We start from the raw sequence: 26,402 nt of genomic DNA, 5'->3' as shown, positions 1-26,402 counted from the left end.
GCAATCATCGAGAGACACGTACCCTACGATTTGTGCCGAGACGAGAACCATTTGAAAAACCTGCTCAGCCACCAACGACTGCGGGCTTCGCGAATTTCATCGATTTGCATGAACGTGTAGGCAGCAGGCATATTGCGCTCCTTGGCTCGGAGTGTGCGAAGCCCCCTGATGACATGCCGCATGTAGAACAGTATGGTCACACAGCATCCAGTAAGAACAAGGGCCGCAACTACACTGCCAGTTAGCACGCCGAACGCCTGCAGGAAAATACCGGCCGCCAACGTGGTTGCTCCCGCAATCAAGCCAGTTTTATAACTTGTTGATGGTTGTGAAGTGCTAGCAAAACGCGTCTGGATTTTCTGTCCGTCATATTCGAATGGTTGAAAAGAAGGCTTTTTGCTAGCAATCACATAATAAGCCAGCAATATAATGATGGCAGGGGCTAGACTTGTAATGAAAGCATTTAAACTGTTCTCTCCAAAAAAATTAGAAGTGGAGACATAAGCTACGCTACAAGCGAGTAGTGTAAAAGAACCAATCAGTGCGCTGATAAGCGAAGTCATATAGGTTGTGTACTTTTCGCACAGGTAGACTAGGTATATTGTCCAGGCAAGCATCAAGGTTACGGCCAAAAAATATACGTACCAAAAACACGTTAATTTAGATGGGCCAAAGGCTGTAAAAAAACCAGTCGTGAAGAATGCTAGCCAGCTGCTTTTTCTAAGACTATCTGAATTAATCATTATGTCTTCTCATAGCTTTAACATGTTCCCGAGATCTTTCTCCCATCCTTTATTAACGACGAGTGCCTGAACGCCTAGACCTGCCCTCCATTCAACGAGTATTACTAAAGTCAACGGCGCTGCCCCCTGGGAAGCAGCGATGAACACAACGCCAACAAAAGCACCTCCGGCCATGCCCGCCGCAGCTGAGGCAATGCTGGTCGGCTGATTGTAAACGGAGAGGTGGGATCGTTGATAACGATGATTGGTCGCATACTGTCTTCCCTGTAAGTGATGACTCCCTGTCTGCTTAACCGGGCAATGAGAAAATATTGCTAACGGTAAAGTTAAAACTTTTGGAAAATACCAGCCGCTACAGGCTATTCATTGACCTTCAATGGGCTCTGGTCTTACCCATCAGCACCGCCATCGTCACTGCCTGAACAATGAGATAGGCTGATATTGATAGGAATAGATTCGTGTAGTCGGTATACCTGGAGTTCGGGACAACATTGACGATAAGAGCAAAGCCTGCAGCAGGAAAAGACAGGCACATGGATATCCCGTAGGAAAGTCGAGATACTCGATCAAGAGGGTTTTTACGCCTAATCAACGATACTACGGTTCTAAGCGGCGCGTAAAAAATAAAGAATGCCAGCGTTGAAAAACACAGCAGCGATATCGCATTGACTACATAATCAAACATTCATGCCTCCCTGAAAATAGATCCCAATGTGTTCGCGTTACCAACGCAACCCCTCAAACGGATTCCAGCCCTGCTCGCCTTTCACTTCCTTCAGGTAATACGCGTAATTGGTCAACTGGCCATACAGCGCATTAAACGCAAACCCCAGCGCAGAACTCGCCTCCTTGGCGTAGCGGAACTCAAACATGTCCATCACTATGTTCAGCGCGACAGAAACCACTATCATGATCGTGATAATGCACATGTTCTTCTTCCATAGCCCCAGAATGAACAGGTAAACCGGCCCAAAAAAGAACGCGAAAAAATTGAAGTTGATTTTCACTTTTTTCAGAAAGGGCAGTTGCTTGAGCGCAGGTCTGAACTCCGGTGCGCTTGGGCCGCCGTGCGCTTCAAAAAAGGCGAAGCGTTCTTTCCATTTGTCGCTGTAATGGCCTGATGCGTTTACCGGGTCTGACGTGTTCATTCTCTAATCCCTGATGTGTGTGAATCACGTGAATGGTCGTTCCCTGTTGCAGCGCTGGGTACGACACAAAATACGGGTAAATCATGGGCACGTCAGTCGTACAGACAGACTCGCCCCGTGGTGCATTTCCCGACGGTCTGTACGCATGTTCATACAGACCGATCCTACGAACTGCCCTTACTGCTTAGGCTCTTTCGTACCCAGCACATCGCGAATGCTGTCCACGACGTTGCTGTCCTTGATAACGTCGTTCAGCCAGCCTTCCAGCGGCATGTTGCCCCACTTGATGGCGCGCTCGATGAGGTACGGGACGGGGCTTTGCGGTTCGGTGTTTTTGAAGAACTGCGCGATGCCGGCGAGCATGGTGAAGGCTTCGTCGCGGGTGGTCGGGGTGGTTCGCAGTGGTGCGGACGTGCTGTCCTGGCTGGCCTGGGTCATTACGGCACCTGCGGGTTGGTCGACGACGGTTTCGGGTGCGGCCTGAGCGGCGGCGGGGGCGGGGCTCAGTTCTATACCTCGGTCCTTGAGCAGCTTTTCGGTCAGTTGCCCGGCGCGTTGCAGGATGTCGCTGAGGGTGACAAGGCTCGGCGCGTCGCGGCCGAACAGGGTGTCGGCAGTGGCCTGGAGCTGCTGGCAAGCGTACAGGCTGGCGGCGATTTCGCTGGCCTTGAGGCGCAAGTGGTCCGAGTCTGTCAGGACCACCGAGCGCTGGAAGATTTCGGCGTTGATCTTGCCTTCTTCAACAGCGGACTGCATGGCCTTGGGGTTTTGCAGCGCGAGGTTTTCAACGTGGCGCGACTCGTCGTAGCGCAACAGGCCGAAGTTCTGCCCCTGCGTGATCGGCAGCCCGCCGACGACTTCGGTCAGTGTGGTTTTCAGCCAGGCCAGGCGGGCGGCACGTTCTTCTACGCCGTCTTCCAGAGACGGGTACAGATCGTCCCAGAAGTTTTGCAGGATCCGTTCGGCCACGGTCAGGCCGAAGGTGATGCCGACAAAGTGGTATTTGTGCGCCAGGGCTTCGCTGAGCCAGGCGACGAGCATCAGGTCCTTGCTTTGTTCGGCAAGGCCCTGTGCGGCCAACGTGATGGTCTGTTCCCAGTCCGAGGACTTGAGATCGGTTTGCCAGTCACCTTGGGTGAGGTAGTCGGGGTCTGCTCGACGAGCTTCCTTGACCTGATCGAACAGGGTGGAAAAGCTCAGGTCCTCGCCACTTCCCCCGTTGATGGGTGCCGTCAGATCGGCAAGCGAAAGGTCGTTGAGAAATTCAGACATAGTCAACTCTGATCAGAGGATAAAAGAACACCGTGCCCGGGCAGACACGGTGTTGAAGACGGGCCGCTTGCGCGACCCGATGTGTCACGGACTTATGCGAATACTTTGTTCGCAGTGCGGTCCCAGCCGCCAGTGACGTTACCGCCACCCTGGCCATCGGAACGGCTCTGCTGGGTGTAGGTGGTCTTGATGCGAGCGAAGTTGAAGCTGATTTCTTCAATCGGCAGATCGCTGACTGCGTTGTCTTCGCCTTTCTGGCTACCGCCAGCAACCGCCTTCACGGAAGACACAACCACTTCTTCCAGGTTGATGGTCAGGTAGGTCAGCTTGTCGCCGCCTGCACGGTTGACGTTCAGCTGGATCTTGGCGATGTGAGTGCCCTTGCAGCACGCTTCGAACAGCTTGGCGGAAGCCTTGTCCACAGACTTGCGGATGCTGAAGTCGCTCAGTGCAACGCGCTCGGACGAAGCACCGCCCGAAGAACTTGCGGTCGCCGAGGTGGCCTGGGTAGCGCCGAACTCGTAGCCCAACACTTCGATCCAGTCCTTGTGCTTGTCGTCCAGAACTTCGCCTGGGATGCCATCGATTTGGATGTATGCGTCAAATGCCATTTTCTGCTTCTCCTTCTTCATTTAAAGCCGTGGCGTCTGCGGACAGAACACGGCCCTTTTGATTAACCTTCCTGAAACGATCAAGAAAGGTTCTCTTGCCACGGCCAAGGTTTCATAGGGACAACCCGGGCTTCGGTTTGCTTGCCAACGCGCGATCAATTGAGCGCGCGTACTTCGATCTCCACGCGTCGATTCGGCTCAAGGCACTGAATCAACTGCGCTCTGGGTTGCTGCATGTCGCATTTGACCAGAGGCTTCTCGCTGCCTTCACCGACCGCGTCCACCAGCTCGGCGGGCACGCCCTTGCCGACCAGGTAGGTCTTGATGGTCTGCGCACGCTGTTTGGACACCTGCATGTTGCTTTGCGGGTCGCCCAACTGATCGGCGTGACCTGCAATCACGATCTTGCCGATGTTCGGTGTATTCAACAGCTTGCCGGCGATCGCGCTCAACTGATTTTGACCTTCGGTTTTAAGGCTCTGGAAATCGGCACGACCAAAGGCAAACAGCGTGTCCGATTCCAGCGTGATCGTTTCGATAGCCTTCAACGACTGCGTCAACAGGCTGTTGATGTAATTACGCGAACTGGATGTCAGAAATGCGTTGTCGAGAATACGCGGCACGTCCAGCTCGTGAATCTGATCGCTATAGAAGTTGATCTGTCGGCTGGCGTACTCGTAATCCTGATTGGAGCCTGCCTCGGCATTCGCGGTGATGGTCTTGCCGGTCTGACGCGCAATGGCCGGATACCAGTAATCAGGCATCTTCGCTTTCAGGAACGCCGGGTCAGCCTTTTCACGCTGGGCGCGCGACAACATCACGTAAGTGTCCAGCGTGGCCTTGCCGAAGGCAGCGATGGATTGTGCGCGGTTATCTGGCGGCAGCGCCTTGGGCTCGACACTGTCTACACCCGTGACCGGCATCAGGTCCTTGGCATTACGCTGGTAGACCTTGATGGTGGTCAGCAGGTAAAGCGAGCGCGTCAGGTTGTCTGCGGTCGGTTTGAGCATCACCGTTTCCAGACGATTGAAATAACGCGTGCGCAGCAGCGGCTCGACGTCATAGCCCCGGTAAAGCCCCAGACGCAAGCGCAGTGGTACGCCCTCGTCGTGATGACGATCGTAGTAAAGCGAGGTCCAGAAGCGCATGCGATCCAGCGTTTGCCATTCGGTGTACTGCCCGCTGGCCTTGCTGTCCTCGGCTGCGGCCTGAGCGAGTTCGCTGGAGATGGACTGGATGTTGTCCTTGTTGTTCCAGTACGACCAGCCCCACAGACTGCACAGCAGCAACGCCACAAGGCTTGCGCCACCGATCCAGGCGGCCTTGCGGCGACGCTCGCGGTGGTTGGTGGTGTACAGCGCCACCAGATGCTGATCGGGGATGATCACCTTGCGGAACAGGCTGTTGATGAACAGCGGGTGCGGCTGGACATTGCCGTCGACAGCTTCCTGCTCGCTTTCCAGCTGGAATCGTTCGGTGACCTGGCGGGTATGGCCGCCCATCTCGGGCTGATCGGCGTCCAGTGCGCTGGTGAAGTAGAAACCGCGCAGCATCTCGGCGCTTTGATACGGGTTGGCGCGCAGCAGAGCATCGACAAACAGGAGCAGGCGCGGTTTCAGGGCTTCCAGCTCCAGCGGGAAGCGATACACCGCAGTGTCCTGACGAGTGACCTGGATGTCCTGAAGCACCAGTTGCTGGTTGGCGATCTGTTTCCAGTAATTGATCAGTTCTTCCATCGCCACACCGAAGCGCTGGCCCCAGTCGGCTTGCTCGAAGCCCTTGTGCGGGAAGGTCTTGCCCATCACTTCGCCACGCGCCACATCGTCGAGCTGGCGATAGAACGGCACGAAGCCCGGGACCAGGTCGCACTTGGTGAACACCAGATACACCGGCAGACGCACTTCCAGCAGCGCGTGGGTTTCCTGGATGCGTTCGCGCAGGCGCTTGGCGATGCGCTCCTGATCCTCCACCGAGGATTGCAGGATGTCATGAATGCTGACGGTGACAATCAGGCCGTTGAGCGGTCTGCGCTGGCGATGCTGACGCAGCAATTGCAGAAAGGCGCGCCATTTGCCGGCTTCTTCCTGATCGTTCATGTAGCGACCGGCCGTGTCCAGCAGCACGGCTTCCGAACTGAAGAACCAGTCACAATTGCGCGTGCCACCCAACCCGGCCACGCGTGCGCCTTCGCGCTCTGCGTAGGGGAAGTTGAGGCCCGACTGATAGAGCATGGTGCTTTTGCCCGCTGCGGGCTGACCGACCACCAGGTACCAGGGCAGGGCATAGAGCGCGTCCTTGGAGTTGCTGCCGTTCGGCTTGTTGCTCTGCAGGCGCTCAAGGCTTTGCAGCAGGCGCTCGCGCAGCAGGCTGACTTCTTCACGGTCTGCCGGGCTGGCGTTGAGCACCGCCTGATCGGCGTCGTCACGCAGCAGGCCTTCCAGGTTCTGGTGCTGTGATACGCCTCGGTACAGCAACAGCACATAGGCTGCCGACAACAGCAGAAACAGGCCGATCCCCGTCAGCAGGCTGTTCATCGAGCTGAAGCCCAGGGCACGGCCGATGCTCCAGACGATAAAGATCGCCAGGAAAAAGCAGACCCCTAAAACGTAGGGCTGGTAGCGCAAAAAGTAGTATTTGATCTTGTTCATACGGGCTTCAAATCCAGCACATCGACAAAGCGGTCGATAACGTCATAAAGAGGGCGGTCAATGTCTGGAAACACATGGCCTCGGTGGTGTTCGTCGAACGCGTCGAAGGGTGCCAGTACGTCATAACTCTCCGAATGCTCACTCACGCCCGTCACCACCCGATATACGCCGGAGGTGTTGCGGGATGCGAAGCAGAACAGCCGGGGGCGCATGAAATCATCCGCCAGAATGCTGATCTGCGGCACCGCCCGGTTAGGCTCGATGCGTGTCAGCCAGTTGACCCACAGATCGGCTGTCGGGTTCTTCAAGCCTCGTTCTGCCGGCAGTGGCAGCGAAATACCAACGGGTGCCTTGGACGACGGGCGGCTCAGCGCCTGCAGCCTGGTGAGCACGGCGTTGCTGATGAACTCCGGGTAGGAGCTTTCCAGCGAGGTCGCGATGTCACGCAGGGTGAAGTTCACCAGAAACTTCTCATGCACACGCCTGAACAGCTCGAAGTCCTGCCCTTGCAGCGGTCGCAAGGCCCTGATGCGTTCGAACAGCACCGCCGTACTTTCGCCTTGCGCGGCCATGTGCAGCAGCGGTTTGATCTGCCCGGCGAACAGTTCGCTCAGGGTGAACGGGTTCACAAACAGCCCGGCGTCACTGGACTTCACCGTTTGAAAGATGAAGAACGGATAACGCCGAGCGCTTGAGTCCCGGGAGCTGATCAAACCGCCCACCAGCCAGTTGCCGCTGCGTGCCCGGTAGCTGAAAAAGCACACGGGCAATCGGTCGAATAGCGTGCGCCAGTCTTCGCGGTGCTGCATGTCGGCGAGTGCGCCCTGCAGCCATGCATCGAACTCGCAGACATCGTCGCTGGCACCATGCAGGCTGACGAAATCTGCGCTCGCGGGCACTTTTCCGAAGCAGCCAATCATCGACCGCCCTCCAGATCCAGCATGTGCATCCTCACTTGCTCCGCCCATCGGTTGCGTTAAGCGCGCTCAGCGCCTTGACGTTGGCCAGGTCGGTCAGCTTCACGCCGCCATAGTTGCGTACCACCAGACTGACCGGCCCTTTGGCCGTGTTCCAGCTGAATCGCTGCTGGATGCCGTCGAGGTCAGCCACGCGTGCGCTGTCGTTCATGCGCAGCAGGCCCCAGCGGCCGGTGTAGTCGAACACGGTAATGCGTTCGCCGGACAGGGTGACCACATCCAGGCGTGCGCCTGGCGCTGTGGTAGTGCCAGGCCACGAGAAGCGGCTCCAGCTGGTCTTGCCGTTGCGGTAGTGCTGCTCCTGGCCATCCAGCGTGAAGATGATATCGGTGAAGTAGGCCGACGGCTCAAGCATGATCTCGAAGCCGTTGTCGCGGTCCGAGAGGCTGGCGATGACTTCGCCCAGCGAACTGGCCTTGTCGATGTTGCTGACCATTTTCGGGTTGACCAGCGGTGCCGCCTTGGCCCCGCTGCCCATGCCGAGCCCTTCGCCATCGGACAGATTGCCGATTTCATTGCGTTTGAAGTTGGGCAGCAGGCCCGACTCCGGGTCGACGAAGCGCTGCAGGTCTTTCACCGAGGCCTCGTTGCGGCTGTCTGCAGCAATCGGGTACCGGTGAGCCATGACCTGCTCCCAGGGCTTGGCGACCTGTTTGGCCCAGGCTTTGGCGATCTGTTCGCCAGCCGGATCACGCAGTGTTTCCCAGGCGAACTGAATCGGCAGGCTGAACAGGCTTTGCAGCGAAGTGGAAAGCCCGCCCTGGCTGGTATCGACCGTGGTTTCAACGTAGTTACGCACGTTGGTGACTTCGCTCGGCTGCCCTTCGAGAGTTTCGCTGATCAACTGCTTGCTGCTCTTGCCGACATCCTGCGAGCGCTGGATGTTGTTCATCCGCACTTTGAGCTTGCGCAGCGCTGCCAGGTAGCGATCCATGATGGTGCTGTCGGCGCCTTCGGCGTTCTGTGTGGCGAAAACCCGCGATACAGGCTCGAAACGCTTGGCCAGACTGCCGTCATCCACCGCAGGCAGTGGCGAGACCAGTACGCTGGCGGCCGCTTCCTTGTTGTCGAAGATGCCGGTGACCTTGCCCCAGAAGCCATCGTCGCGCTTGACCCCGGTCTGTTGCGCCTCGCGAACAGCAGGGACGTCCCATTGCGTGTTGTCGTTGACGGTGGCAAGCAGCAGCTTGACCGGCGAATTGCGCACATCACTGAGCAATGACAACTGCTGCGTGGCGTTGGCCATGTCGCTGAAGCGACGTACGCCCACGCTGTCGATCATGGTGTACCAGACTTTCGTGTAGTCACGCTTGTAGCGGGACATAAACTCACGGACGAAGTTGGCCTTCTGCACCACGCTGTCGCCGCCTTCACCATCGAGCACCCAGTCCGATTCGTTACGCAGGTTGCCGGACACCAGCTTGATCAGCTCGGGCTTCACGAACTCTTCCCAGCCCTGACGGGTGAAAATCGCAGGCACGGCTTCCGAACCGTACAGCAGCTGACGACCCGGCATCGGCACCAGATCATTCAGCCCGATAGCCGGGAACTGACGGCTGGATTCCAGTTGCAGGCGCAGGTATTCACGGTCCACCAGCGAGCTGGAGATCATGAAAAACTTCAGGCTCTTGCGGGTCTCGTCGATCAACTGCTCATTGCGCGGCATGGCCGGCGCGTCGCCGTTCTTGAGCAACTGTACGTAGACCGGCGAGTTGTCCTCGATAACGTCGTCGCTGATCGGATTGGTCTCGCTGGAAATATCCGCCCAGGCCACCGGCAACGCCGCGTTGACGAACTCGGTTTCCGGGTGCGTGGTCGGCTGAGTCAGAATCAGATAAAGCTTGAGAGCGTTGTACGACTCGATGATGGATGCCACCTGCCGTTCATCGAGTCGTCCGAGCATCTCCTCCGACAGCGACAAACCGCCCGTGGTGGCCGACAACTCGGCCGCATCATTTGCGGTGGCCGGGTTACGCAGCGCGGCGATGGCCTCGCTGCGTGTCTGGCTGGCCGTGTTTCTCGCGGCGCCGGTCAGGCGATTGGTAACGTCGCCGGTGCTGCGCGGAATGCTGCTCAGGCTGGTCGGACGGCCTGCAGCGACGTTGCGAGCGCCACGGTCCAGCAGTTTCCGGCCTTGCGCACGCGCCTTGCCGGTCTTGCTGTCCGAACCGGCAGCGGCGGCCCCGAAGCCATACTGCGGGTCCATGGTTTTGGCGAACTCGTTGAATTCACGCATCTGCAATTGCAGTTTCAGCGTGATCGGCTCCAGCGCCTGGGTACGCAGCTGCTGCAAGTAGGCGGTCTGGGTGGCGAAGTAGATATCGTCGCCACGGTACAGGCCGCCACTGAGTTGCAGCGGTACGCCCTTGGTGCGGTATTTCTCGATGGTTGCCAACTGATTGCGCAGCAGCTCCAGGCCCTGGCCCGAGGCGAGGCGTTGTGCCCGGTCCGGGGATTGCTCCAGTTCGCGCAACTGCTGGCTGATGTTGGCCAGCCACTCGCGGTTTTTCTGGAACGACAGGGCCTGCCAGCCGATGAAGGCCAGCCCGGCGAACAGCGCCGCAGCGATGACGATCGGGCCAATCGAGCGGTCGCGGCCATGCCGTGACTGGTACAGGGTCAGGTCACGATCAGGGAAAATGACGCGGCGGAAGGTATCGGTGATGAAGTAACTGCGATCACTGATTTTCCGGTGTTCTTCTTCCTCTTCCTCTACTGCACCGTATGGTTTCGCCGGCCGCAACACGAACGACTCTGACAGCTCGTCTTCATACACCGGTGTCAGTTGCTTGTCGGTTTGCAGGGCACTGGTGAAGTACAGGCCGCGCAGCAACAACTGCGTACCGTTGACGTTACTGCGCGCGAAATGCTGCAGGAACTGCTCGAGTATCGTCGACAGCTCGGCAAAGTAGTTGGGGAAGTTCAGCAGGGCGCTGTTGGCATCGGCACCCAGCGCGATGATCTGTGCATCGACATGGCGACTGACGTGCGCCTGCAGGTTCGCCAGCTTGCTATCGAGCACCGTGCGCAGGCTTTCGGTGTTGATCTCGTTCAGACCGAACGTCATGCCCAGCGGCTGCTGGCGCTCGTTCAGGTCCATGCCGTCGAAGGCCTGGTTGAAGCCGGGCAGTTGGTCGGTCTTGGTCAGCATCAGGTAGATCGGTGGATTGGCGTCCAGGCAATCGGTGTATTCCTCGATGCGCGTGACCAGGCGTGCGCCCATTTCGTTGCGTTCGGCGGAAGAGGCGGCCAACAGCTCCGGCAGGCTGACCACCAGCACCAGACCATTGACGGCGGCCTTGCTGCGCTGCTTTTTGAGCATGCGCAGGAACGCCGCAAATTCGCTGGCGGACTGATCATCGCGAAGGTAGCGGCCAGCGGTGTCGATCATCACGGCTTCAGGGCTGAAGTACCAGTCGCAGTGCTGGGTGCCGCTTTCCGTGTCATTGGCGCTGCTGGCAATGCTGGCGGACAGGCCGGAGCGGGTCAGCAACGAGGTCTTGCCCGCTGCGGACATGCCAATGACCAGATACCAGGGCAGGTCGTAGAGCGCCGAGGAGCCGCCACCGCCTGCCGAGCGATCGGTGCGCAGCATGGCGATGGCGTGCTTGAGGCGGTCGCGCAGCACTTGCTGATCACGGAACTCACCGGTGGATTTCAGCGAGCGGTCAACTTCGATCTGAACCAGGTTCTCGAGGTTGTGTTCGGTGCGAATCCGGCGGTATTGGCGCAGTACGATCAGCAGCAGGTAGAAGGCGCTGATGATTGCCATCGCTTCGAGCGTGTAGCCTTGCAGCCAGCTGATCCTTGGAGCGAAAAACCAGCAGACAGCCAGGCTGATCAGCCACAGTATCGGGACCAGGAACCAGAAACTTTTTAACAGGCGCAGTAATGTCTTCATGTCTTCCTGACTCGGTTACCTGATCGGGACTCAAGCATTGAACAGTTGGCTGATTTGTTCGGCCAACGCGGCCACGTCTTTGCCCAGCAACCAGTCAAGCGTCAGATAGACACCCAGGCATACGAGGGCGATGAGCACCAGGTAAAGCCATACCGGAACTTCATGGCGAAGCATTTGCGACACCTGGTCAGGCAATGCCCAGTCAGGCGACAGCGCCTTGGGCGTCTTGCGGTAGCGTGCGATGTCCTGGCCCAGCGTGTTGGCCAGGTAGCGCAACTGGTCCTTCTGACCCAGCCCGAATTTGCCTTCGAAACCCAGGGCCAGGCACAGGTGATACACCTCAAGCACATCCAGGTTCTTTTTCACGTCGGCGCGCAGCAGTTCGATTTTCTCGAAGAAGCCTTCGCCCGCCAGGTGAACCCCGAAATAACGGAACTGCAACGGCTCCATTTCGAAGTGGCGACGCATGTCGTTGTCGCCCGAACGCAGCACGCTCTCATCAAGGAATGCGCACAGTGCGTACTGGGCGTCCTTGACCTGTTCAACGCTGTAGTTGGCGCTGCGCGCCTGACGCTCCAAGTTGGCGAAAAAGGTATCGACGCTGGATTCGAAGGCAGTGACCGAGATCGCTTGGCGGCCGCGACGGACAATCAGCGCCATGGTGATGAAGTCACGTACCAGGTCTTTGAGCGTAGGTTTTTCGGTTGCGGCCGTAGCGGCACCTTGCATCACGGCTTCAGTCATTTAAGCACCGCCAACAGTTCGAGCTTGAGATTGGTAAACGCGCTGGGCGCGTAGAAGGAAATGGCCTGGGCTTCCATCATGCGTTCATACACCCGGCCATGCGGCTCGATGGAGAAGTAGTGGTTGTCCAGGCGCACCGGAATGGCGTTTGGCAGGCGCGTCGAGTGGTTCAGCGTGACGCCCGGCATGGCGCTGTTGACGACCACTTCGATGTCTTCCGGCGAACCGACCTTGAACGCACGCGGTACCAGTTCCAGCAGGCTGGAGCCGGGCATGTCGGCATGCACCGAGATGTAAAAGTCGGCTTCGGTAAGGCGCGGGTCCAGCAACTGGCCCTGCCAGTAGGAAGGCCGGACCTGACTCAGGTTGATGACGATGCACTGGTTCGGAATCACGTTTTCAAGCAGCAGACGAACCAGTTCGTCGAGCTTGACCAGCGAGGCCGCCGGGTCCTGATGATCGTAGTCGGGAATGTCGGTGAGCTGAGTGTCCAGCGAGAAGGTCAGCAAACCACCCGCCAGTTCCGCCAGAAACAGATACAGACGCTCCGGGTGCAGGCGTGGATGCGTCAGCAGGTGAGCCAGTTGCGGGTAGGCGCGGTTGACGGTATTCAGCAGCCAGAACAAGGTGACGTCGCTGGAGCCGAACTCGGCGATCTGGTCAGCACGCTCGCGGCGGCGGCCTGAAAGCGCCTTGCTCTTGGCTTGCAGTACGCTGATCAAACGTCTGCCGAGACCGACCAGCGTCTCGTGGGTGCCCACGTGCAGCGTCGGGTGCACAAAATGCGCATCCAGGTTAAAGCCGCCGATGCTATTGCGTGCCAGTCGGGCAATCGGGCAGTAGCTGTAGCCATCCAGACTGTCGCCATCGACCAGCATCACCACGTTCAGACGCAGGCTGGTGATTTCGTTTTCCAGATCGCCTTCGTTGAGGTCCGGCAGGGTGTCGAACTGTTTGCGAAAGCGTCGCGCGCTCTTCTGTTCCTGGCCGTCCTCAACGTAGTTCAGGCCAAAGGGCTCAGGCAATTTGAGCGCTGCGTAGACCTTGATTTCTCCGCCTTTGGTCAGGTTTTTCAGGTCACGGGCGGCGGGCAGCGGGTCGTGCTGCGGCGCGTCGTAAAGGCTGCCGTCCGGGAACACCAGCTTCAGACGCTTCAGTTGCAGGGAGCCTGTCGCCAGCGCCTCGACGTCGACTTCCAGCGTTTGCACACCCCAGTGAAAGGGCGTGGAGCGCAGCGTCGACTCAGCAAGCTGATGTTGATGAAACTCATCCTGATATTGGAAATGTTGCGGCAAAAGGAACATGCCTTCCGACCACATCACGCGGCTTTGTTTACTCATTTGGCGCCTTCCAACAGAGAATTGAATTGTGAGTCAGCTGCCTTTTTGGCAGCACTGCCGGCCGAGTCCTGAACCTGCTGGACAGCTGCGTCCTGCGCGCGCTCGGTCATGCTTTTGCCGGCGGGTTGTTCGGGAATCGAATTGGATTTGTTGAACTGCTCTTCAGTCTTGAGTTTGTTCAGCACGTCCACACCACGCACCGCGAGGATGTAGTTGTTGTCCACCAGCACACGCACGCCGTCGGACGAGAACCAGATGCCATCCTTGCGCAGCGTATTGGCGTCGAACGCGACCTTCCAGCGGCTGTCGACGTCGGTGCGGAAGAACGCCGCGATGCCCACGTACGAGGCATTCGGGTTCAGCGGCCATTGATCGGTCTGGCCCATGCCTGGCAACAGAATCAGCTCCCGGCTTTCGACCAGCGTGTTGCCCAGAGCCTTTTGCGGATCATCCCAGAGGGTGTCGGCGTTGATCGACTCGAAGCGCTCCAGAGAGGACAGTTGATAAACGCGCACCACCACCGAGAGCGGTTTGCCGTACTCGTCGGGGTTGAGCTGGTTGCCGCCGTCAGTCGTCAGGATGACCTTTTCGTTGTCACCGAACATCATGTCGCCAGCCCAGGTGTCATCCATGCGCTTGGCGACACGGTCTGTCACGCCGCAGGCGGACAGAGCCATCATCATTGCCAGAACAGCCAGGCACCTTGCCAAGGCTGGCTTCGAGGAACAATTGCCTTGAAGTCTTTTATTCATCACGTCTTACCTATGGGGTGATCGATCAGCTCAGGGTGTAAGCGAAGTCGCCATCGCTGCCCAGGTCGATGGCCAGGCTCTGAATCGGCTTGTCCTGCGCCATCCGCTCCAGCACCCGCTGAGCGAGCTCCGGCATGAGGGTCTTGGACAGGATGTTGTCGATATTGCGTGCGCCGCTGTCGACTTCCGTGCAGCGCGACGCGATAGCCTTGATCAGCGCTTCGTCGTAACGCAGCACCGCCTGATGATTGCGCTCGAAACGCTTGCGGATGCGCTCCAGTTTCAGGCCGACGATGCGTTCCAGAATCGCGTCCTGCACCGGGTAATACGGCACGATGGTCAGGCGACCCAGGAAGGCCGGTTTGAACACCTGATTCAGCTCGTCGCGCAGGCCTTCCACGATGTCGTCGGGAGTCGGCTTCTGCTCGGTGTTCAGGCACCACTGCATGATGCGATCAGTGCCGGTGTTGGAGGTGAGGATGATCACGGTATTGCGGAAGTTGATCTCGCGACCTTCGCCATCGTCCAGCACGCCTTTGTCGAAGACCTGGAAAAACAGCTCGAGCACATCCGGGTGGGCTTTCTCCACCTCGTCGAGCAGCACCACGCTGTAAGGCTTGCGGCGCACGGCTTCGGTGAGCACGCCACCTTCGCCATAACCGACATAGCCAGGCGGTGAGCCTTTCAGGCTGGAGACGGTGTGGGCTTCCTGATATTCGGACATGTTGATGGTGATGACGTTACGTTCGCCGCCATACAGCGTGTCAGCCAGGGCCAGTGCCGTTTCGGTCTTGCCGACACCGCTCGGGCCCAACAGCAGGAACACACCGATCGGCTTGTTCGGGTCTTCCATGCGGGCACGGGAAATCTTGATGCGCTTGCCGATCTCTTCGAGTGCGTGGTCCTGACCCAGCACGCGTTCGCCCAGCAGCGCGGGCAGGCTTTGCACGGTGTCGATTTCGTCGCGCAGCATCTTGCCCAGCGGAATGCCGGTCCAGCCGGAAATCACCTCGCCAATCGTGCCGCCATCGACCAGTGCGTGGACCAGCGGTTGTTCGCCCTGCACGCTGGCCAGTTCTGCGCGTACCGCAGCAATCTGCCCGGCATCAGGCTCGCCGCTTTCCGGAACGCTGAGTGCTCCTAGCTTCTCGACCAGCTCCAGCTCGCGTTTCCACTGCTGTTCCAGCGACTCGCGGGTCTCCTGTTCGGCTTTCAGCTCTTCATGCAGGGCTGTCAGGCGGCGTGCGTGATCGCTGCCCTTGGCGGTTTCCTGCTCCAGTACGGTGATTTCTGCGTTCAGGTTGTCGATGTGACGCTTGCAGTCTTCCAGCGCTCCCGGCTGTGCTGATTGGCCCAGAGCAACGCGTGCGCAAGCGGTGTCGAGCACGCTGACTGCCTTGTCGGGCAGCTGGCGGCCAGTGATGTAACGATTGGACAGGCGCACGGCCTGCACCAGCGCTTCGTCCATCACAGCGACCTTGTGGTGTTCCTGCATCTTCGCCAGCAACCCGCGAAGCATGTGGATGGCCTTGTCTTCGTCAGGCTCTTCGACTTTCACGACCTGGAAGCGTCGAGCCAGCGCGGCATCCTTCTCGAAATACTTTTTGTACTCGGCCCAGGTGGTGGCGGCGATGGTGCGCAGCTCGCCGCGCGCCAGGGCAGGCTTGAGCAGATTGGCGGCATCGTTCTGCCCGGCTTGCCCGCCCGAACCGATCAGCGTGTGGGCTTCATCAATAAACAGAATAATCGGGTGCAGGCTGCGTTTGGTTTCTTCGATGACCGACTTGAGGCGGTTTTCGAACTCGCCCTTGACCCCGGCGCCGGCCTGCAACAGGCCCAGATCCAGCGTGTGAATGGCGACGCCCTTGAGCACCGACGGCACGTCGCCCTGCACGATGCGCAGCGCCAGGCCCTCCACCACGGCTGTTTTACCGACGCCGGCTTCACCGGTCAGGATCGGGTTGTTCTGGCGGCGGCGGGTCAGGATGTCGACCATCTGCCGCACTTCGAATTCGCGTCCCAGCACCGGGTCGATCCGACCATCGCGAGCGCTCTGGGTCAGGTTGACGGTGTACTGGTCCAGGGCCGGCGTCTTGCCGTTGCCTTTGGTGGTGGCGCCCGTGCTGGCGTCGGCGTTGGCCAGTGGCTTGCTCAGCCTGGTCTCGGGGCTGCCCTCGACCAGCGCGCTCATGTTCAGGCGCAGGTCGTCAGCGTTGATCTTCTCCAGCTCCGGCGCCGAGCCGATGACCACGCGACGCAGTGCATCGTCATCCAGCAATGCCTGCACAAGATGGCCGGTACGGATCTGAGACTGACCGAACTCGATCGATGCCAGCACCCAGGCCTGCTCGATCATGCGGGTGATGTGCGGCGAGAGCGCAGGCGTCCGCGTGTTGCCTTTCTTGAACGTCCCCAGCGCGGTGACCAACTGTGCCTGCAGGCGATCAGGCACCACATCGTAGTGGCGCAGGATCACCGGCAGATCGTTGTCGTTGTTATCGAGCAATTGCAGCAGCAAGTGCTCGACTTCAACGTCGTAATGGTTCTCCGACAGGCACAGCGCAGCAGCGCTTTCAGTGGCAGTGCGGCTCGTTTCGTTCAGCTTGGCGAACAGGGACTTCAGGTTCACAGGGAGACCCCATCAAAAGGAATATGGAAAACGGCGCAACGGGAAGGCTCCACGTCGACACCGGGGCGTTTGAGCCAGCCAAGCCAGCCCAGCGATACATTGCCTTGGCGGCCCAGACGGGCCACGGGTACAGCTTCGCGCTTGAGCCTGGGTGCAATCTGGAAGTCCAGTTCGGCACCCACATAAAAACGCACCAGTTCAACCAGCTTGCGGTAGTCCACTGTGCCTGGCTGAAAACGCTGGTAGTCGGCCAGATCCAGAGGCCCCATTTCGATACGCACACACGACTGGTAATCCCAGACACGATTGCCGGCCACGGCGCTTTGCCCCAGCACTGCATTCTTGCGGCCCAGCTGCGTGCACTGGCTGCTGTCGAGCTTCAGCCAGCGTCCGGCGAACTGCTGGATCTTGAACGGCAGCGAGAAGTAAAAACTCAGCATGACCTCAAGGTTCAGGGCGTTGCGCGGCTTCTGGGCGAACATGCCCGAGAAGTAGCTGAACAGTTCGCGACGCAGGGGAGACTCGCCCTTATCGAACTTCTGCTTCAGGCCTTCGGGACCGAACCCCACCAGGTTGAGCAAATAACGGTCGAAGTTCGAGGTGCCGTTGCGCTCGTACTCGATGTAAAACTTGTACTTCTGCCACGCCTCGTAAAACAGCGTGGTCATGCGATGCGAAAAGATATCCAGAAACGCATGTGCGGCGTCGTCTCGATACTGGATATGCCGGTCGATCAGCAGCTCGGTGTACGGGCGCGGCAGCACGCCCGAAGGACCGACCAGGCCCATGAACGTGACCTGCACCTCGGACAGCGGCAAACCTGCCGCCGAGAGCTTGCCTTCGCGTTCGAACTGCAGGTCGCTGACTTCACTGGCCGGGAAGTTCAGCGACAGCTGCGAACGAAAGCGCAGAGGGTCTTCGTGCGGCCTGGTTTCCAGGTCCATACGCCCGTTCCTGCTGTAGTGCAGGCGAAGCAAACGCACCAACTGGAAAAATTCGAATCGGTGCGGCTCAGCCCTTGCCTGGTCGATCAGACCAGGGGTTGATCGCCTGTTCGCGGGGGCCATTGGACCACTCTCTTTTCGCGCTGCAAGGTGCGAAGGGTTAATTGGGTAAAGCTGTTCATCGAGCAGTACTGACCAAAGAAGTGGTCAAGCACCATGCCGAACAGGAACACGCCGCTGCCGGTGTACTGGCTTTCATCGAACTTCAGCGTAATGCCGACGCCGCGCACGAAGTTCGGGCGCGGATGGCCGATGCGCGCCACGACCGGCTCGCTGCTCACCGAAACGATCCCGTTGATCTGTTTGCGAATCGCCGACACGTTGCGGTAGTTGTATAGCGACAGCAGTTCCAGCAGCACCTCGCGTCCCTTGGAAACCAGCGACATGTGGTTGAGTGACAGGTGCGAAATAAGCCGCCAGATCACCCCGTTGCCCAGCGGCACACGCACCGTCGCCGTCGGCTTGCGCAGGCAGCGGATGTCCTTGATCACCGAATTCGAAGGAATATTGAAATCGCCGCGCTCGCCGCCGAAAGGCAGCATCAATGGCAGGTCGCGATTGCTGCATGTCAGACGGATACTTAGCGTGTCGTTGTTGGAATCGATCAGCTCCAGATCCCGATCCACGACCCGGATGAACATGTTCGAGCCATCGCTTTGCCGACTCTGCGTAGGCCGGCGCCGGGCGATCCAGAAACTCTGCCCCGGGCCTTGATCGCCGCGTGGTTCGAAGAACGGATGGCAGGTGCCGACCTGGTCATTGCCATTGATCTTCTTCACCCGGCGCACGCGATCGATCGAGACCACTTCGGCGGAGCTTTGCAGGCGCACATCCGGCGTGACAGCGTATTCATGCTGGACGTGGGTCAGCTTGATCGGCTCGGCCTGCTGGCGGAACAGGTTTATGATCGGCGTGCAGTTGAGCTTGAAATTGTTGCGGCTGATGTTCTGCGTCAGGCGTGCCAGACGATCCGTCAGGTCGTAGTCGGAAAAGTAGAAATTGATCTCCACTTTGCCGATCTCTTTACCCGCCAGAATGCGCGCAAAGCCCGACAGGTCGAAGAACATGAACTTGTCCGGGAAGGTGAAGTACTCGTGCAGCAACCGATAACCCAGAAACGAACGCTCCGAGTAATCCACCAGCCCTTCATCCAGACCGTAACCGACAGACTTCAAGGCACCGGCTGGCAGCACCACTTCGCGAATGCGGCCTTCGTCTTCGAAGGACAGCGTGGCCTTGGCCAGGTTATTGAACAGCAGCTCATACAGCTGATGCATGAGCGTGCTTTCGCCATCGAGGAAGAAGCGCAGGCTGTCCATTTCCATCTTGCCGAACAACACGTCGGAGGTGGCCGTCAGACCAATGCGCAGACGCGCAATCAGGTCTGCGCTGTGGCCGTTGAACGCCGAACGCTCCATTTCGATGAACGACGCGCTCTGCACGGCAATCGGCCATAACTCGACCGGGTAGCACGTCCGGAACTTGCACACGATGCCATCCACCGGATTGGCGTGCAGCTCGGTGTGTCGAGCCACGCGATAGGACTCGGTGACCTTTTCCTGCTTGCCCATGTTGAACTCGACGATGGACATCGACGGGGTAGGGCGCAGGTAATGCGGGTATAGCACCTCGAGGAACGACTCGACGATTTCCGGAAACTCGTCATCGAGTTTCTTGTGCACGCGCGCCGACAGGAACGAGAACGCCTCGATCAGGCGCTCCGTATGCGGGTCCTCGCAGTTGTCGCCCTCAATCAGCAGTCGCGAAGCGATCTTCGGATATTGAGCGGCAAATTCCTGGCCCAGAAAGCGCAGGTGCGAGAGTTCCTTCTCGTAATAGGGCAGCAGATCGTCGAGCATCAGTTGAGGTTCTGCACTTTGTATTCCTGAGTGTTGACCTGCAGCACGGCGTCAAAGGAAACCTGACGCGAAATGTCCTGCAGACGCAGTACTGCGTCCACACGAAAAGTCAGCATGCGTTGGCCGGTCTGTTGTGCAAGCAACTGGACTTTCACGCTGCGAAAGCGTCGGTCGCCCACCGAGATGGCCTTTTCCAGCTGGCGCTGGATCAAAAGACGATCCTGTGGGTCGAGCACGCTTCTACTGGTGAAGTCGGGCATACCGTAGTCGAGGATGGTGCCGCTCAGATTGGCGAAACCTTCCAGCTCGCCAGCGACCAGAGACTGGCGAGTGTTCACCAGAATCTCCAGGTCACGAACGATGCTGGCCTTGTAATCGGCCAGCGAGCTCAACCGCTGCGATGACGATTCCACGGACTGATGTGGACGATCGTCGAGCAATCGATCCAGCAATGAAGGCAACAGCTTGTGTTGACTACTCATGTTGCCTCCCTGGCTAAGTGATTGACGTTAGCCGCGTGTCGATTGCGGCAATTCGGCGACCAGACGCAGCGATGCCGTCAGTTCATCCAGTTGGTAATGCGGACGCAGGTAAGTCACGGCCTTGTAGACGCCAGGTTTGCCAGGAACTTCGAACACTTCGGCACGCGCCTCGCGCAGCGGGAACTTGGCCTTGGCTTCCTGGCTGGCGGTGTCATCCAGCAACACGTAGCTGGACAGCCACTTGTTGAGGAACAGCTCGACATCCTTACGCGATGCAAAACTGCCGATCTTGTCGCGCATGATCGCTTTCATGTAGTGAGCGATACGCGAGGTCGCGAAGATGTATTGCAGTTGCGCCGACAGACGCGCGTTGGCGTTGGCAATGTCGGTGTTGTACTGCTTCTGCTTCTGGGTCGACTGGGTGCCGAAAAACGCGGCGTAGTCGGTGCCTTTGCAGTGAACCAGCGGAATGAAGCCGAGGTCCGAGAGCTCTTTTTCGCGACGGTCGGTGATGGCGATTTCAGTCGGGCATTTGAGCGCGATTTCGCCGTCATCGGTCTTGAAGGTGTGCGTCGGCAGGCCTTCGACCAGACCACCGCCTTCCACACCACGGATCGCCACGCACCAGCCATAGCGCGAGAACGCATCGGTCACGCGGGTGCCCAGCGCGTAGGCAGCGTTCATCCACAGGTATTTGTTGTGGTCACGGCCATCGACGCTTTCGACGAAGTTGAATTCTTCGACAGGCGTGGTATCCGGGCCATACGGCAGACGACCCAGCACGTGCGGCAGAGTCAGGCCGACGTAGCGGGAGTCTTCAGAGGCGCGGAACGACTTCCACTTGGCGTATTCGACTGTGTCGAAGATCTTCGCCAGATCGCGAGGGCCGGCCATGTCGGTGAACGAGTCCCAGCCGAACAACTCGGCCGAGGCTGCCGAGATGAACGGCGCGTGGGCAGCGGCTGCCACGTGGGAGATCTCTTCCAGCAGGTACATGTCTTCCGGGCTGCGGTTGAACTCGTAGTCACCCAGCAACATGCCGAACGGCGCGCCACCGAAGGTGCCGTACTCTTCTTCGTAGATCTTCTTGAACAGTGCGCTCTGGTCGAATTCGGACGACGCCTTGAGGTCACGCACGAGGTCTTTTTTCGACGCGTTGAGCAGGTGAATCTTCAGCGTGGTGCTGGTCTCGGTCTGGTCAACCTGATATTTCAGGCCGCGCCAGGACGCTTCCAGTTGCTGGAATTCACGGGCGTGCATGATTTCATTCATTTGCTCGGAGAGCATCGAATCGATCTCGGCGATGCGCGCGTCGAGCACGGCAATCAGGTCCTTGCTCGGCGTCATTTCGCCTTCAAGTACCTGAGCCACCAGTTCGCCGATCAGATCGCGGGTACGGGTGCGCTCGGTTTCGGAGCGCGCAACGCGGCTTTCGGAAATGATGCTGTCGAGCAGGGAGGATTGCGGGGCGAAGTTTTCCACTTCAACCAGGGTGCTGTCCTGCTGAGTCACGGGTTGCTTATCGGTCATCGTCAGGCTCCTCCTTACTCTTTGCTGTCGGTGGCGGGAACGGCGGCTTCACGGCCGAATTCCTTGCCCAGGGTTTTCAGCTTTTCAGTGTTCTGCAACACGTCCATCAGCAGTTCTTCAAGCTTGTCGTTGCCACCCATCTTGTTACGCAGGTCAGCCAGCTTGTTGCGCACTTCCAGCAGCTTGCGCAGCGGCTCGACCTGACGCACGACGTTCTGCGGCTCGAAGTCTTCCAGCGCATTGAAGTTCAGCTCGACACCGAGTTGGGTGCCGTCTTTTGCCAGGGTGTTGTCGACGCGATACGCCAGGCGCGGCTTGATGCCTTTCAGGACGCCGTTGAAGTTGTCGCGGTCGATGAAGATGAACTTGCGATCCTTGAGCTTGGGCAGCGGCTCCAGCGGGTTGCCGGAGAAATCGCCCAGAACGCCTACAACGAATGGCAGCTCTTTCTTTTCCTGAGCATCGCCGATGTCCACGTCGTAAGTGATATGGACCCGAGGCGCGCGAACGCGGTCAAGTTTGTGCTGGGTACTTTCCTTCTTCGCCATCGTCATCTCCTGTGCGAGCAACTCGCTGCAAGTCGTTTGCGTACCGGGCCTGCGGCAGGCCGGGCGCGATTAGAGTCCTTCAATCGTCAGCAGCAGACGCTGACGGATTTCATCGTTCATTTCCAGAATGTTTTCGTGTCCGACCAATTCTTCGAAGCTGGTATTGCCCGCGATCTGCGTACTGTTGCGAATGACCGACTCATCCGGCAGTTCGGAGCGTACCGGCGAGCTGATCACGCAGAACGGCAGGTCGCCAAAGTCTTTCAATCGCTCGAAACTGACCGGGAAGCGCAGCCCTTCGAACAGGCGGCTCATGCCCGGTGACTTGCTCAGGCAGTAGAACAGCACCAGATAATGCACTACATAACGATACAGCTCGGCGCTGCTGCGATTCGGGTCTTTGATGACCTTGCGAAACTGCGCCAGATCGAACGAGTTGAAGCCCACCACCCAACGCACCGGACTGGTGATGCGAATGGTCTGCCCGCTTTGTGACAACACCATGTCGTATTCGAGCGGGAACAGCTCGGGGGTGGTGCTGATCAGGTTCAGCGGCACTTCCAGTTCATTGACCAGCTTGAACGGCTCTGCCGAAGCAATGCGGTCATAGAGCTCCTTGAGCTCCTTGAAATGGTGCTGCGTCTCGCGGCCGCTGCTGCGCTGCGCGCCCTGCAGGTATTCACCGAAGAATGTCTGCGGGCGTATCAGCAGCGCGAGGGTCGACAGATAGTCGGACGCCTGCACCTTGAGCGCGTCGGAGATAGCGCGCGTCTGCTTGCGCAGCTTGATCAATGCTTCTATATCGAACGTCTGAGTCATCGGTACATCGTCCTTGAACCCTTCACGACCGTATCCCGGATCAGACCGGGGACGGGGAAAAGTTGCGAATTTCTCGACTGCACACCTGCTCATGAAGTGGTCCTGCCATGGGTGTCACTGAGAGACACACCGCCACAATAATGAGGGAGGATTTCGTGCTGGCATATAGATGTCGTCTAGCCAGCAGTGTGGTCTATGGCACTATTTTTAGTAGGAAAGTTCCTACGGACGGTAGATATTTTCTCGGTTTCGTTACAGTAAGCAATGATGACTATGAGCCATCAGTGTTTTGGATTACACCCTTAATGTAGCTGTAAGTATTGATTTCAAAGGGCTTTAGGGGTGTATTTGGATCCGATTATAGGGGTAAATTAAGCTTAGAAAGGTGAACTTATTTGCATATTTTCCGAGCTCTGAAGAGGGTAAATGTTCGGACTCGCCTTATAAATGGTTTTTTCTGCATGGGGAATGATGGCACTGCAAGTACTCAGGCGGACGGATTCAGGTGGGGCGACGCAGGTCAGACGGGCAGCCTTGTTACATCAGTCTGCAAATCAGGGTATAACGCCGCCAGCGCCCTCGCGCTTGTACTCGAGCAGCGGCAGGGCGCATGTACGCAGACGCCAGAGGCGTTTTGCCTGACGGACCTTGTGCGCGCTAAGGACAGCCGGCGGCGGCGCACCTCTATGAGCCGTGCCTCATGAAAATCTACAAGCTCATTGCTGTACTCATCCTGCTCCCTCTGGGCCTGAACCTTGTCGGTGTCTGGCAGTTGCAGCGCAGTGTCGAGAACACTGAGCGCCTGACCGAGATCCAGGCCGACCTTGCGCATGCCCGTCCCTATTTCGAAAAGCTCGCCCGGTCGCCCGACGCTCTTACGCGAACGATGGATATAGACGGAGAAAACATCACCATCAAGGAGGCTTTGTCCCGTCTTAATGAGGCAGAGCAGGGCCTCGACTTCGTAGTGGTGCTGGGTCATGTCACCACTTGGCTGGCACGCGCCGTCATTGCGCTGTGCCTGCTGGCTGCTCTGGTCGGAGGCATCGGGCTGGCAGGGCTCAACTGGGCCGGCGTGCGCGCACGTCAATCCCGCGAGCGATTGCTGCACACCTTCAGCAAGGTCAGCCGGCTTCTGCCCTTCGTTCTGGTGGGGCACATCGTCGCGATGGGTGCGGCGGTGTCTGCAATCCTCTGTTTCGAAGCCCTGGGCCTGTGGCATGTGGGGCGCATGTCCGCGGGCGAACTCAAGTTGATCATTGTCGTGTTGATGCTGGTGGCTGCATGCCTGTATTCGATCTGGCGGATGGGCAAGCAGCTGGGCGTCATGTTGCATATGTTCGAGCCCACCCCGATGCAGATTCTGGGGCAACAGGTCACGCCTGAAGAGGCCCCGGTGCTCTGGGCCTATGTTCGCGACCTGGCCGAACGGCTCGGCGCGCTGTCCCCTGATCACATCGTGCTGGGCATGACCGACGGCTTTTACGTCACCTCGAGCGACGTCTCCCTTCTGCCGTCCGACGCTGCGCTCCAGGGGCGTACTCTGCACGTGCCTATCCTGTACCTCGGGCTGATCGATGCCGCGGAAACCAGTGCGGTCATCGGTCACGAGCTTTCGCATTTTGCCGGCGAGGACACCGAGTACAGCCTGCGCTTTCTGCCGATCTACGATGGCATCGGTCGCAGCCTTGGTGTCATCGCCGAAAACATGATGGTCAGCGGGTGGCTGCAGCGCACCCTTTTGCGTCCGGCGTTCATGCTGGGTGTGTATTTCATGGAAAGCTTCGATCACGCGGTCAATCACTGGAGTCGCGTGCGCGAGCTGGCTGCCGATGCCGCAGGGGCGCGTCTGGCGGGTAACACGTCGGCTGCCTCGGCGCTGGTGCGTATCTCGGCCATTGATCCGCTTTTGCAGGAGCGAATCTACACTCACATCACCCGGGCCACCAATCCAAGGCGCGGGGAGGTGTTCACCAAGGATCTGCCGAACAGCGTGCTGCACGAGCTGGCCAGCAAGACATTCACTCTGCCTGACGAAGAAATGGCCGTCCAGCTGCCGCATCCCTCGGATACGCACCCTTCAAACGGCGAACGTATTGCCGCGCTGCAGGTTTCTGCCGACGAGGCGGTCCGCAGCGGCACCCGGCCTGTCGTGGCAGCCCAGGCCCGCGCCGCGATGGACCATTACTTCATCAACCCCCAGGCACTGCGCACTCGTCTTACCGAGGATTTCATCAAGCATCATGTGGCCAATGATGCTGAGGTGGTGACCGAGCTACGTGCCCGCGCGCGCACGGTAACCGGTGATGTCGTTCTGCATGAGGGCGCTCGCCTGCGGGGGCTGTTGCTAACGATAGTCCTCGCCCCTCTGCTGGTGCTGGGTATTTATCTGATAGCCGAAGCGCTGTCACTGCCTCAGGGGCTTACCGAAAAGCGCAACAATATGCTGATTGCGGGCGGCATCCTGACGGCGTTCATGCTGATGCTGCTGCCCTTTACACTGCGCATGTGTCTGCGTGCTGACAAGACCGCTCTGGTGCTCACTCCTGATCATTTTGTGTTCGCAAACCTGAAGTCTCCCGTCCCGATCCAGCACATCGCTGATTTTGAGCTGAATGTGGCCTACGGGACGTTTCTGACCTTGCATCTGCAAGACGATGCGCCCTTGCCCGAGCGCGCCTCACGTTCGTTCTCTGCGCCGAATGCAAAAGTGTTCAGGAAAAAACGCCGGGTACTCCTGGCGCTGGTCCGGTTCTGCCGGGACGGCAAAAAGCTCAAGCCAGACGAGCTTGGTCAGTTGATCGCGGATTACGTCAACGCGGGTACCGCGCGCAACTTGCTGCAGCAGCGCTTCGAGCAGGGCAAGCGGTAAGCGGTTGGCTGTGAGCGGCGCGCGACTTTTCTGCAGACAACAAAAAACCCGCCGAAGCGGGTTTTTCCAAGACCATCCCGACTTCCTGTCGGCCGCCTCCGAGGCGATGGTCGATCATCCTTGATCCGGGTGAACTCCTGTTCACCCCTTGATTGATCCAATATTACGGAGCACGAGCCGGGCCGCAAATAGCCAAGTTCCTCCACGGTGTGTAAGCCTTTCGCTATACCTCCCGGCAGTCTTCTCGAATGGCCTCGCGAGGAGCGGGTAATCTGGCGTCAGGAAAAATTCTGACGCTATACGACTGCTGGCGGCAAAAATCGCAGGCAATAAAAAACCCGCCGAAGCGGGTTTGTACCAAGACCATTCCAACTCCCTGTCGGCTGCCTTCCCGGCGATGGTCGATCGTCCCTGATCCTGGCGAACTCCTTGTTCGCCAGTTGTTGGATCCAATCTTACGGCTCCGAGGGCCGGTGCAAAATAGCCATTCGCTTCATTGCGTGTAAGCCTTTGGCTATCCATG

The 26,402-nt window shown here is 58.6% G+C and carries 19 protein-coding genes; 1 reads left to right on the top strand and 18 read right to left on the bottom strand.

The window, feature by feature from the left end:
• Nucleotides 1-23: 23 nt before the first annotated feature.
• From BLR20_RS24255 to BLR20_RS24165, 18 genes are all read right to left on the bottom strand, one after another.
• Complete coding sequence (locus BLR20_RS24255) at nt 24-743, bottom strand: hypothetical protein (RefSeq protein WP_054993195.1); 720 nt, start codon at nt 741-743, stop codon at nt 24-26.
• A gap of 373 nt (nt 744-1,116) precedes the next feature.
• Complete coding sequence (locus BLR20_RS24245; protein ID WP_074595068.1) at nt 1,117-1,428, bottom strand: hypothetical protein; 312 nt, start codon at nt 1,426-1,428, stop codon at nt 1,117-1,119.
• Between the two features lie 37 nt (nt 1,429-1,465).
• Entirely contained in the window at nt 1,466-1,891 is a 426-nt protein-coding gene (locus tag BLR20_RS24240; protein ID WP_054993194.1) for a DUF2628 domain-containing protein, read from the bottom strand.
• A gap of 177 nt (nt 1,892-2,068) precedes the next feature.
• Nucleotides 2,069-3,163: a type VI secretion system protein TssA gene (tssA, locus tag BLR20_RS24235; RefSeq protein WP_017279086.1), complete on the bottom strand. Its 1,095-nt coding sequence runs from the start codon at nt 3,161-3,163 to the stop codon at nt 2,069-2,071.
• Nucleotides 3,164-3,255: 92 nt separating this feature from the next.
• Nucleotides 3,256-3,774, bottom strand: a complete 519-nt coding sequence (locus BLR20_RS24230) for an Hcp family type VI secretion system effector (RefSeq protein ID WP_003318810.1) — start codon at nt 3,772-3,774, stop codon at nt 3,256-3,258.
• A 155-nt stretch (nt 3,775-3,929) separates the two neighbouring features.
• Complete coding sequence (gene tssM / locus BLR20_RS24225) at nt 3,930-6,422, bottom strand: type VI secretion system membrane subunit TssM (RefSeq protein WP_054993193.1); 2,493 nt, start codon at nt 6,420-6,422, stop codon at nt 3,930-3,932.
• Nucleotides 6,419-7,342: a type VI secretion system-associated protein TagF gene (tagF, locus tag BLR20_RS24220; protein WP_003318808.1), complete on the bottom strand. Its 924-nt coding sequence runs from the start codon at nt 7,340-7,342 to the stop codon at nt 6,419-6,421. The genes tssM and tagF overlap by 4 nt, the downstream gene beginning before the upstream one ends.
• A 31-nt stretch (nt 7,343-7,373) precedes the next feature.
• Nucleotides 7,374-11,300, bottom strand: coding sequence for a type VI secretion protein IcmF/TssM N-terminal domain-containing protein (locus tag BLR20_RS24215; protein ID WP_054993192.1), 3,927 nt, complete (start codon nt 11,298-11,300; stop codon nt 7,374-7,376).
• 30 nt (nt 11,301-11,330) lie between these two features.
• On the bottom strand, nt 11,331-12,044 hold the full coding sequence (icmH, locus tag BLR20_RS24210; RefSeq protein WP_003318805.1) for a type IVB secretion system protein IcmH/DotU: 714 nt from the start codon (nt 12,042-12,044) through the stop codon (nt 11,331-11,333).
• A complete protein-coding gene (gene tssK / locus BLR20_RS24205) occupies nt 12,041-13,384 on the bottom strand; it encodes a type VI secretion system baseplate subunit TssK (protein ID WP_054993191.1) in 1,344 nt (447 codons plus the stop codon). The genes icmH and tssK overlap by 4 nt, the downstream gene beginning before the upstream one ends.
• Nucleotides 13,381-14,136 carry a type VI secretion system lipoprotein TssJ gene (gene tssJ / locus BLR20_RS24200; RefSeq protein WP_003420341.1) on the bottom strand — a complete coding sequence of 252 codons (756 nt, stop codon included), beginning with the start codon at nt 14,134-14,136 and terminating at the stop codon, nt 13,381-13,383. Before tssJ ends, tssK begins: the two co-directional genes overlap by 4 nt.
• A 25-nt stretch (nt 14,137-14,161) precedes the next feature.
• Nucleotides 14,162-16,765 carry a type VI secretion system ATPase TssH gene (tssH, locus tag BLR20_RS24195; RefSeq protein WP_054993190.1) on the bottom strand — a complete coding sequence of 868 codons (2,604 nt, stop codon included), beginning with the start codon at nt 16,763-16,765 and terminating at the stop codon, nt 14,162-14,164.
• Complete coding sequence (gene tssG / locus BLR20_RS24190; RefSeq protein ID WP_054993189.1) at nt 16,762-17,832, bottom strand: type VI secretion system baseplate subunit TssG; 1,071 nt, start codon at nt 17,830-17,832, stop codon at nt 16,762-16,764. Before tssG ends, tssH begins: the two co-directional genes overlap by 4 nt.
• The gene (gene tssF / locus BLR20_RS24185) at nt 17,796-19,628 is read right to left on the bottom strand and encodes a type VI secretion system baseplate subunit TssF (protein ID WP_054993188.1); all 1,833 of its coding nucleotides are present in this window, start codon (nt 19,626-19,628) and stop codon (nt 17,796-17,798) included. The genes tssG and tssF overlap by 37 nt, the downstream gene beginning before the upstream one ends.
• The gene (tssE, locus tag BLR20_RS24180) at nt 19,628-20,110 is read right to left on the bottom strand and encodes a type VI secretion system baseplate subunit TssE (protein WP_003318239.1); all 483 of its coding nucleotides are present in this window, start codon (nt 20,108-20,110) and stop codon (nt 19,628-19,630) included. The genes tssF and tssE overlap by 1 nt, the downstream gene beginning before the upstream one ends.
• 27 nt (nt 20,111-20,137) lie before the next feature.
• Nucleotides 20,138-21,640, bottom strand: a complete 1,503-nt coding sequence (gene tssC / locus BLR20_RS24175) for a type VI secretion system contractile sheath large subunit (RefSeq protein ID WP_054993187.1) — start codon at nt 21,638-21,640, stop codon at nt 20,138-20,140.
• Nucleotides 21,641-21,654: 14 nt separating this feature from the next.
• Nucleotides 21,655-22,188: a type VI secretion system contractile sheath small subunit gene (gene tssB / locus BLR20_RS24170; protein WP_003318241.1), complete on the bottom strand. Its 534-nt coding sequence runs from the start codon at nt 22,186-22,188 to the stop codon at nt 21,655-21,657.
• A gap of 69 nt (nt 22,189-22,257) precedes the next feature.
• Nucleotides 22,258-23,007, bottom strand: coding sequence for a hypothetical protein (locus BLR20_RS24165; RefSeq protein WP_002551426.1), 750 nt, complete (start codon nt 23,005-23,007; stop codon nt 22,258-22,260).
• 700 nt (nt 23,008-23,707) lie between these two features.
• On the opposite strand from BLR20_RS24165, the gene BLR20_RS24155 reads away from it, so the two are divergent.
• Entirely contained in the window at nt 23,708-25,879 is a 2,172-nt protein-coding gene (locus BLR20_RS24155; RefSeq protein ID WP_054993186.1) for a M48 family metallopeptidase, read from the top strand.
• Nucleotides 25,880-26,402: the final 523 nt, after the last annotated feature.

The organism is Pseudomonas congelans (assembly GCF_900103225.1).
Classification (GTDB): Bacteria; Pseudomonadota; Gammaproteobacteria; order Pseudomonadales; family Pseudomonadaceae; genus Aquipseudomonas; species Aquipseudomonas congelans.
This window is presented reverse-complemented; position numbering and strand designations above follow the sequence as displayed.

Excerpts from the sequence above, each read along its gene's own strand:
- BLR20_RS24215 (WP_054993192.1), bottom strand. The coding sequence starts at position 11,300 with ATGAAGACATTACTGCGCCTGTTAAAAAGTTTCTGGTTCCTGGTCCCG.
- BLR20_RS24255 (WP_054993195.1), bottom strand. The coding sequence starts at position 743 with ATGATTAATTCAGATAGTCTTAGAAAAAGCAGCTGGCTAGCATTCTTC.
- icmH (WP_003318805.1), bottom strand. The coding sequence starts at position 12,044 with ATGACTGAAGCCGTGATGCAAGGTGCCGCTACGGCCGCAACCGAAAAA.
- tssA (WP_017279086.1), bottom strand. The coding sequence starts at position 3,163 with ATGTCTGAATTTCTCAACGACCTTTCGCTTGCCGATCTGACGGCACCC.
- tssF (WP_054993188.1), bottom strand. The coding sequence starts at position 19,628 with ATGCTCGACGATCTGCTGCCCTATTACGAGAAGGAACTCTCGCACCTG.
- tssE (WP_003318239.1), bottom strand. The coding sequence starts at position 20,110 with ATGAGTAGTCAACACAAGCTGTTGCCTTCATTGCTGGATCGATTGCTC.
- tssB (WP_003318241.1), bottom strand. The coding sequence starts at position 22,188 with ATGGCGAAGAAGGAAAGTACCCAGCACAAACTTGACCGCGTTCGCGCG.
- tssK (WP_054993191.1), bottom strand. The coding sequence starts at position 13,384 with ATGAGTAAACAAAGCCGCGTGATGTGGTCGGAAGGCATGTTCCTTTTG.
- tssG (WP_054993189.1), bottom strand. The coding sequence starts at position 17,832 with ATGGCCCCCGCGAACAGGCGATCAACCCCTGGTCTGATCGACCAGGCA.
- BLR20_RS24230 (WP_003318810.1), bottom strand. The coding sequence starts at position 3,774 with ATGGCATTTGACGCATACATCCAAATCGATGGCATCCCAGGCGAAGTT.
- BLR20_RS24240 (WP_054993194.1), bottom strand. The coding sequence starts at position 1,891 with ATGAACACGTCAGACCCGGTAAACGCATCAGGCCATTACAGCGACAAA.
- tssJ (WP_003420341.1), bottom strand. The coding sequence starts at position 14,136 with ATGAATAAAAGACTTCAAGGCAATTGTTCCTCGAAGCCAGCCTTGGCA.
- BLR20_RS24245 (WP_074595068.1), bottom strand. The coding sequence starts at position 1,428 with ATGTTTGATTATGTAGTCAATGCGATATCGCTGCTGTGTTTTTCAACG.
- tssM (WP_054993193.1), bottom strand. The coding sequence starts at position 6,422 with ATGAACAAGATCAAATACTACTTTTTGCGCTACCAGCCCTACGTTTTA.
- tagF (WP_003318808.1), bottom strand. The coding sequence starts at position 7,342 with ATGATTGGCTGCTTCGGAAAAGTGCCCGCGAGCGCAGATTTCGTCAGC.
- tssC (WP_054993187.1), bottom strand. The coding sequence starts at position 21,640 with ATGACCGATAAGCAACCCGTGACTCAGCAGGACAGCACCCTGGTTGAA.
- BLR20_RS24155 (WP_054993186.1), top strand. The coding sequence starts at position 23,708 with ATGAAAATCTACAAGCTCATTGCTGTACTCATCCTGCTCCCTCTGGGC.
- BLR20_RS24165 (WP_002551426.1), bottom strand. The coding sequence starts at position 23,007 with ATGACTCAGACGTTCGATATAGAAGCATTGATCAAGCTGCGCAAGCAG.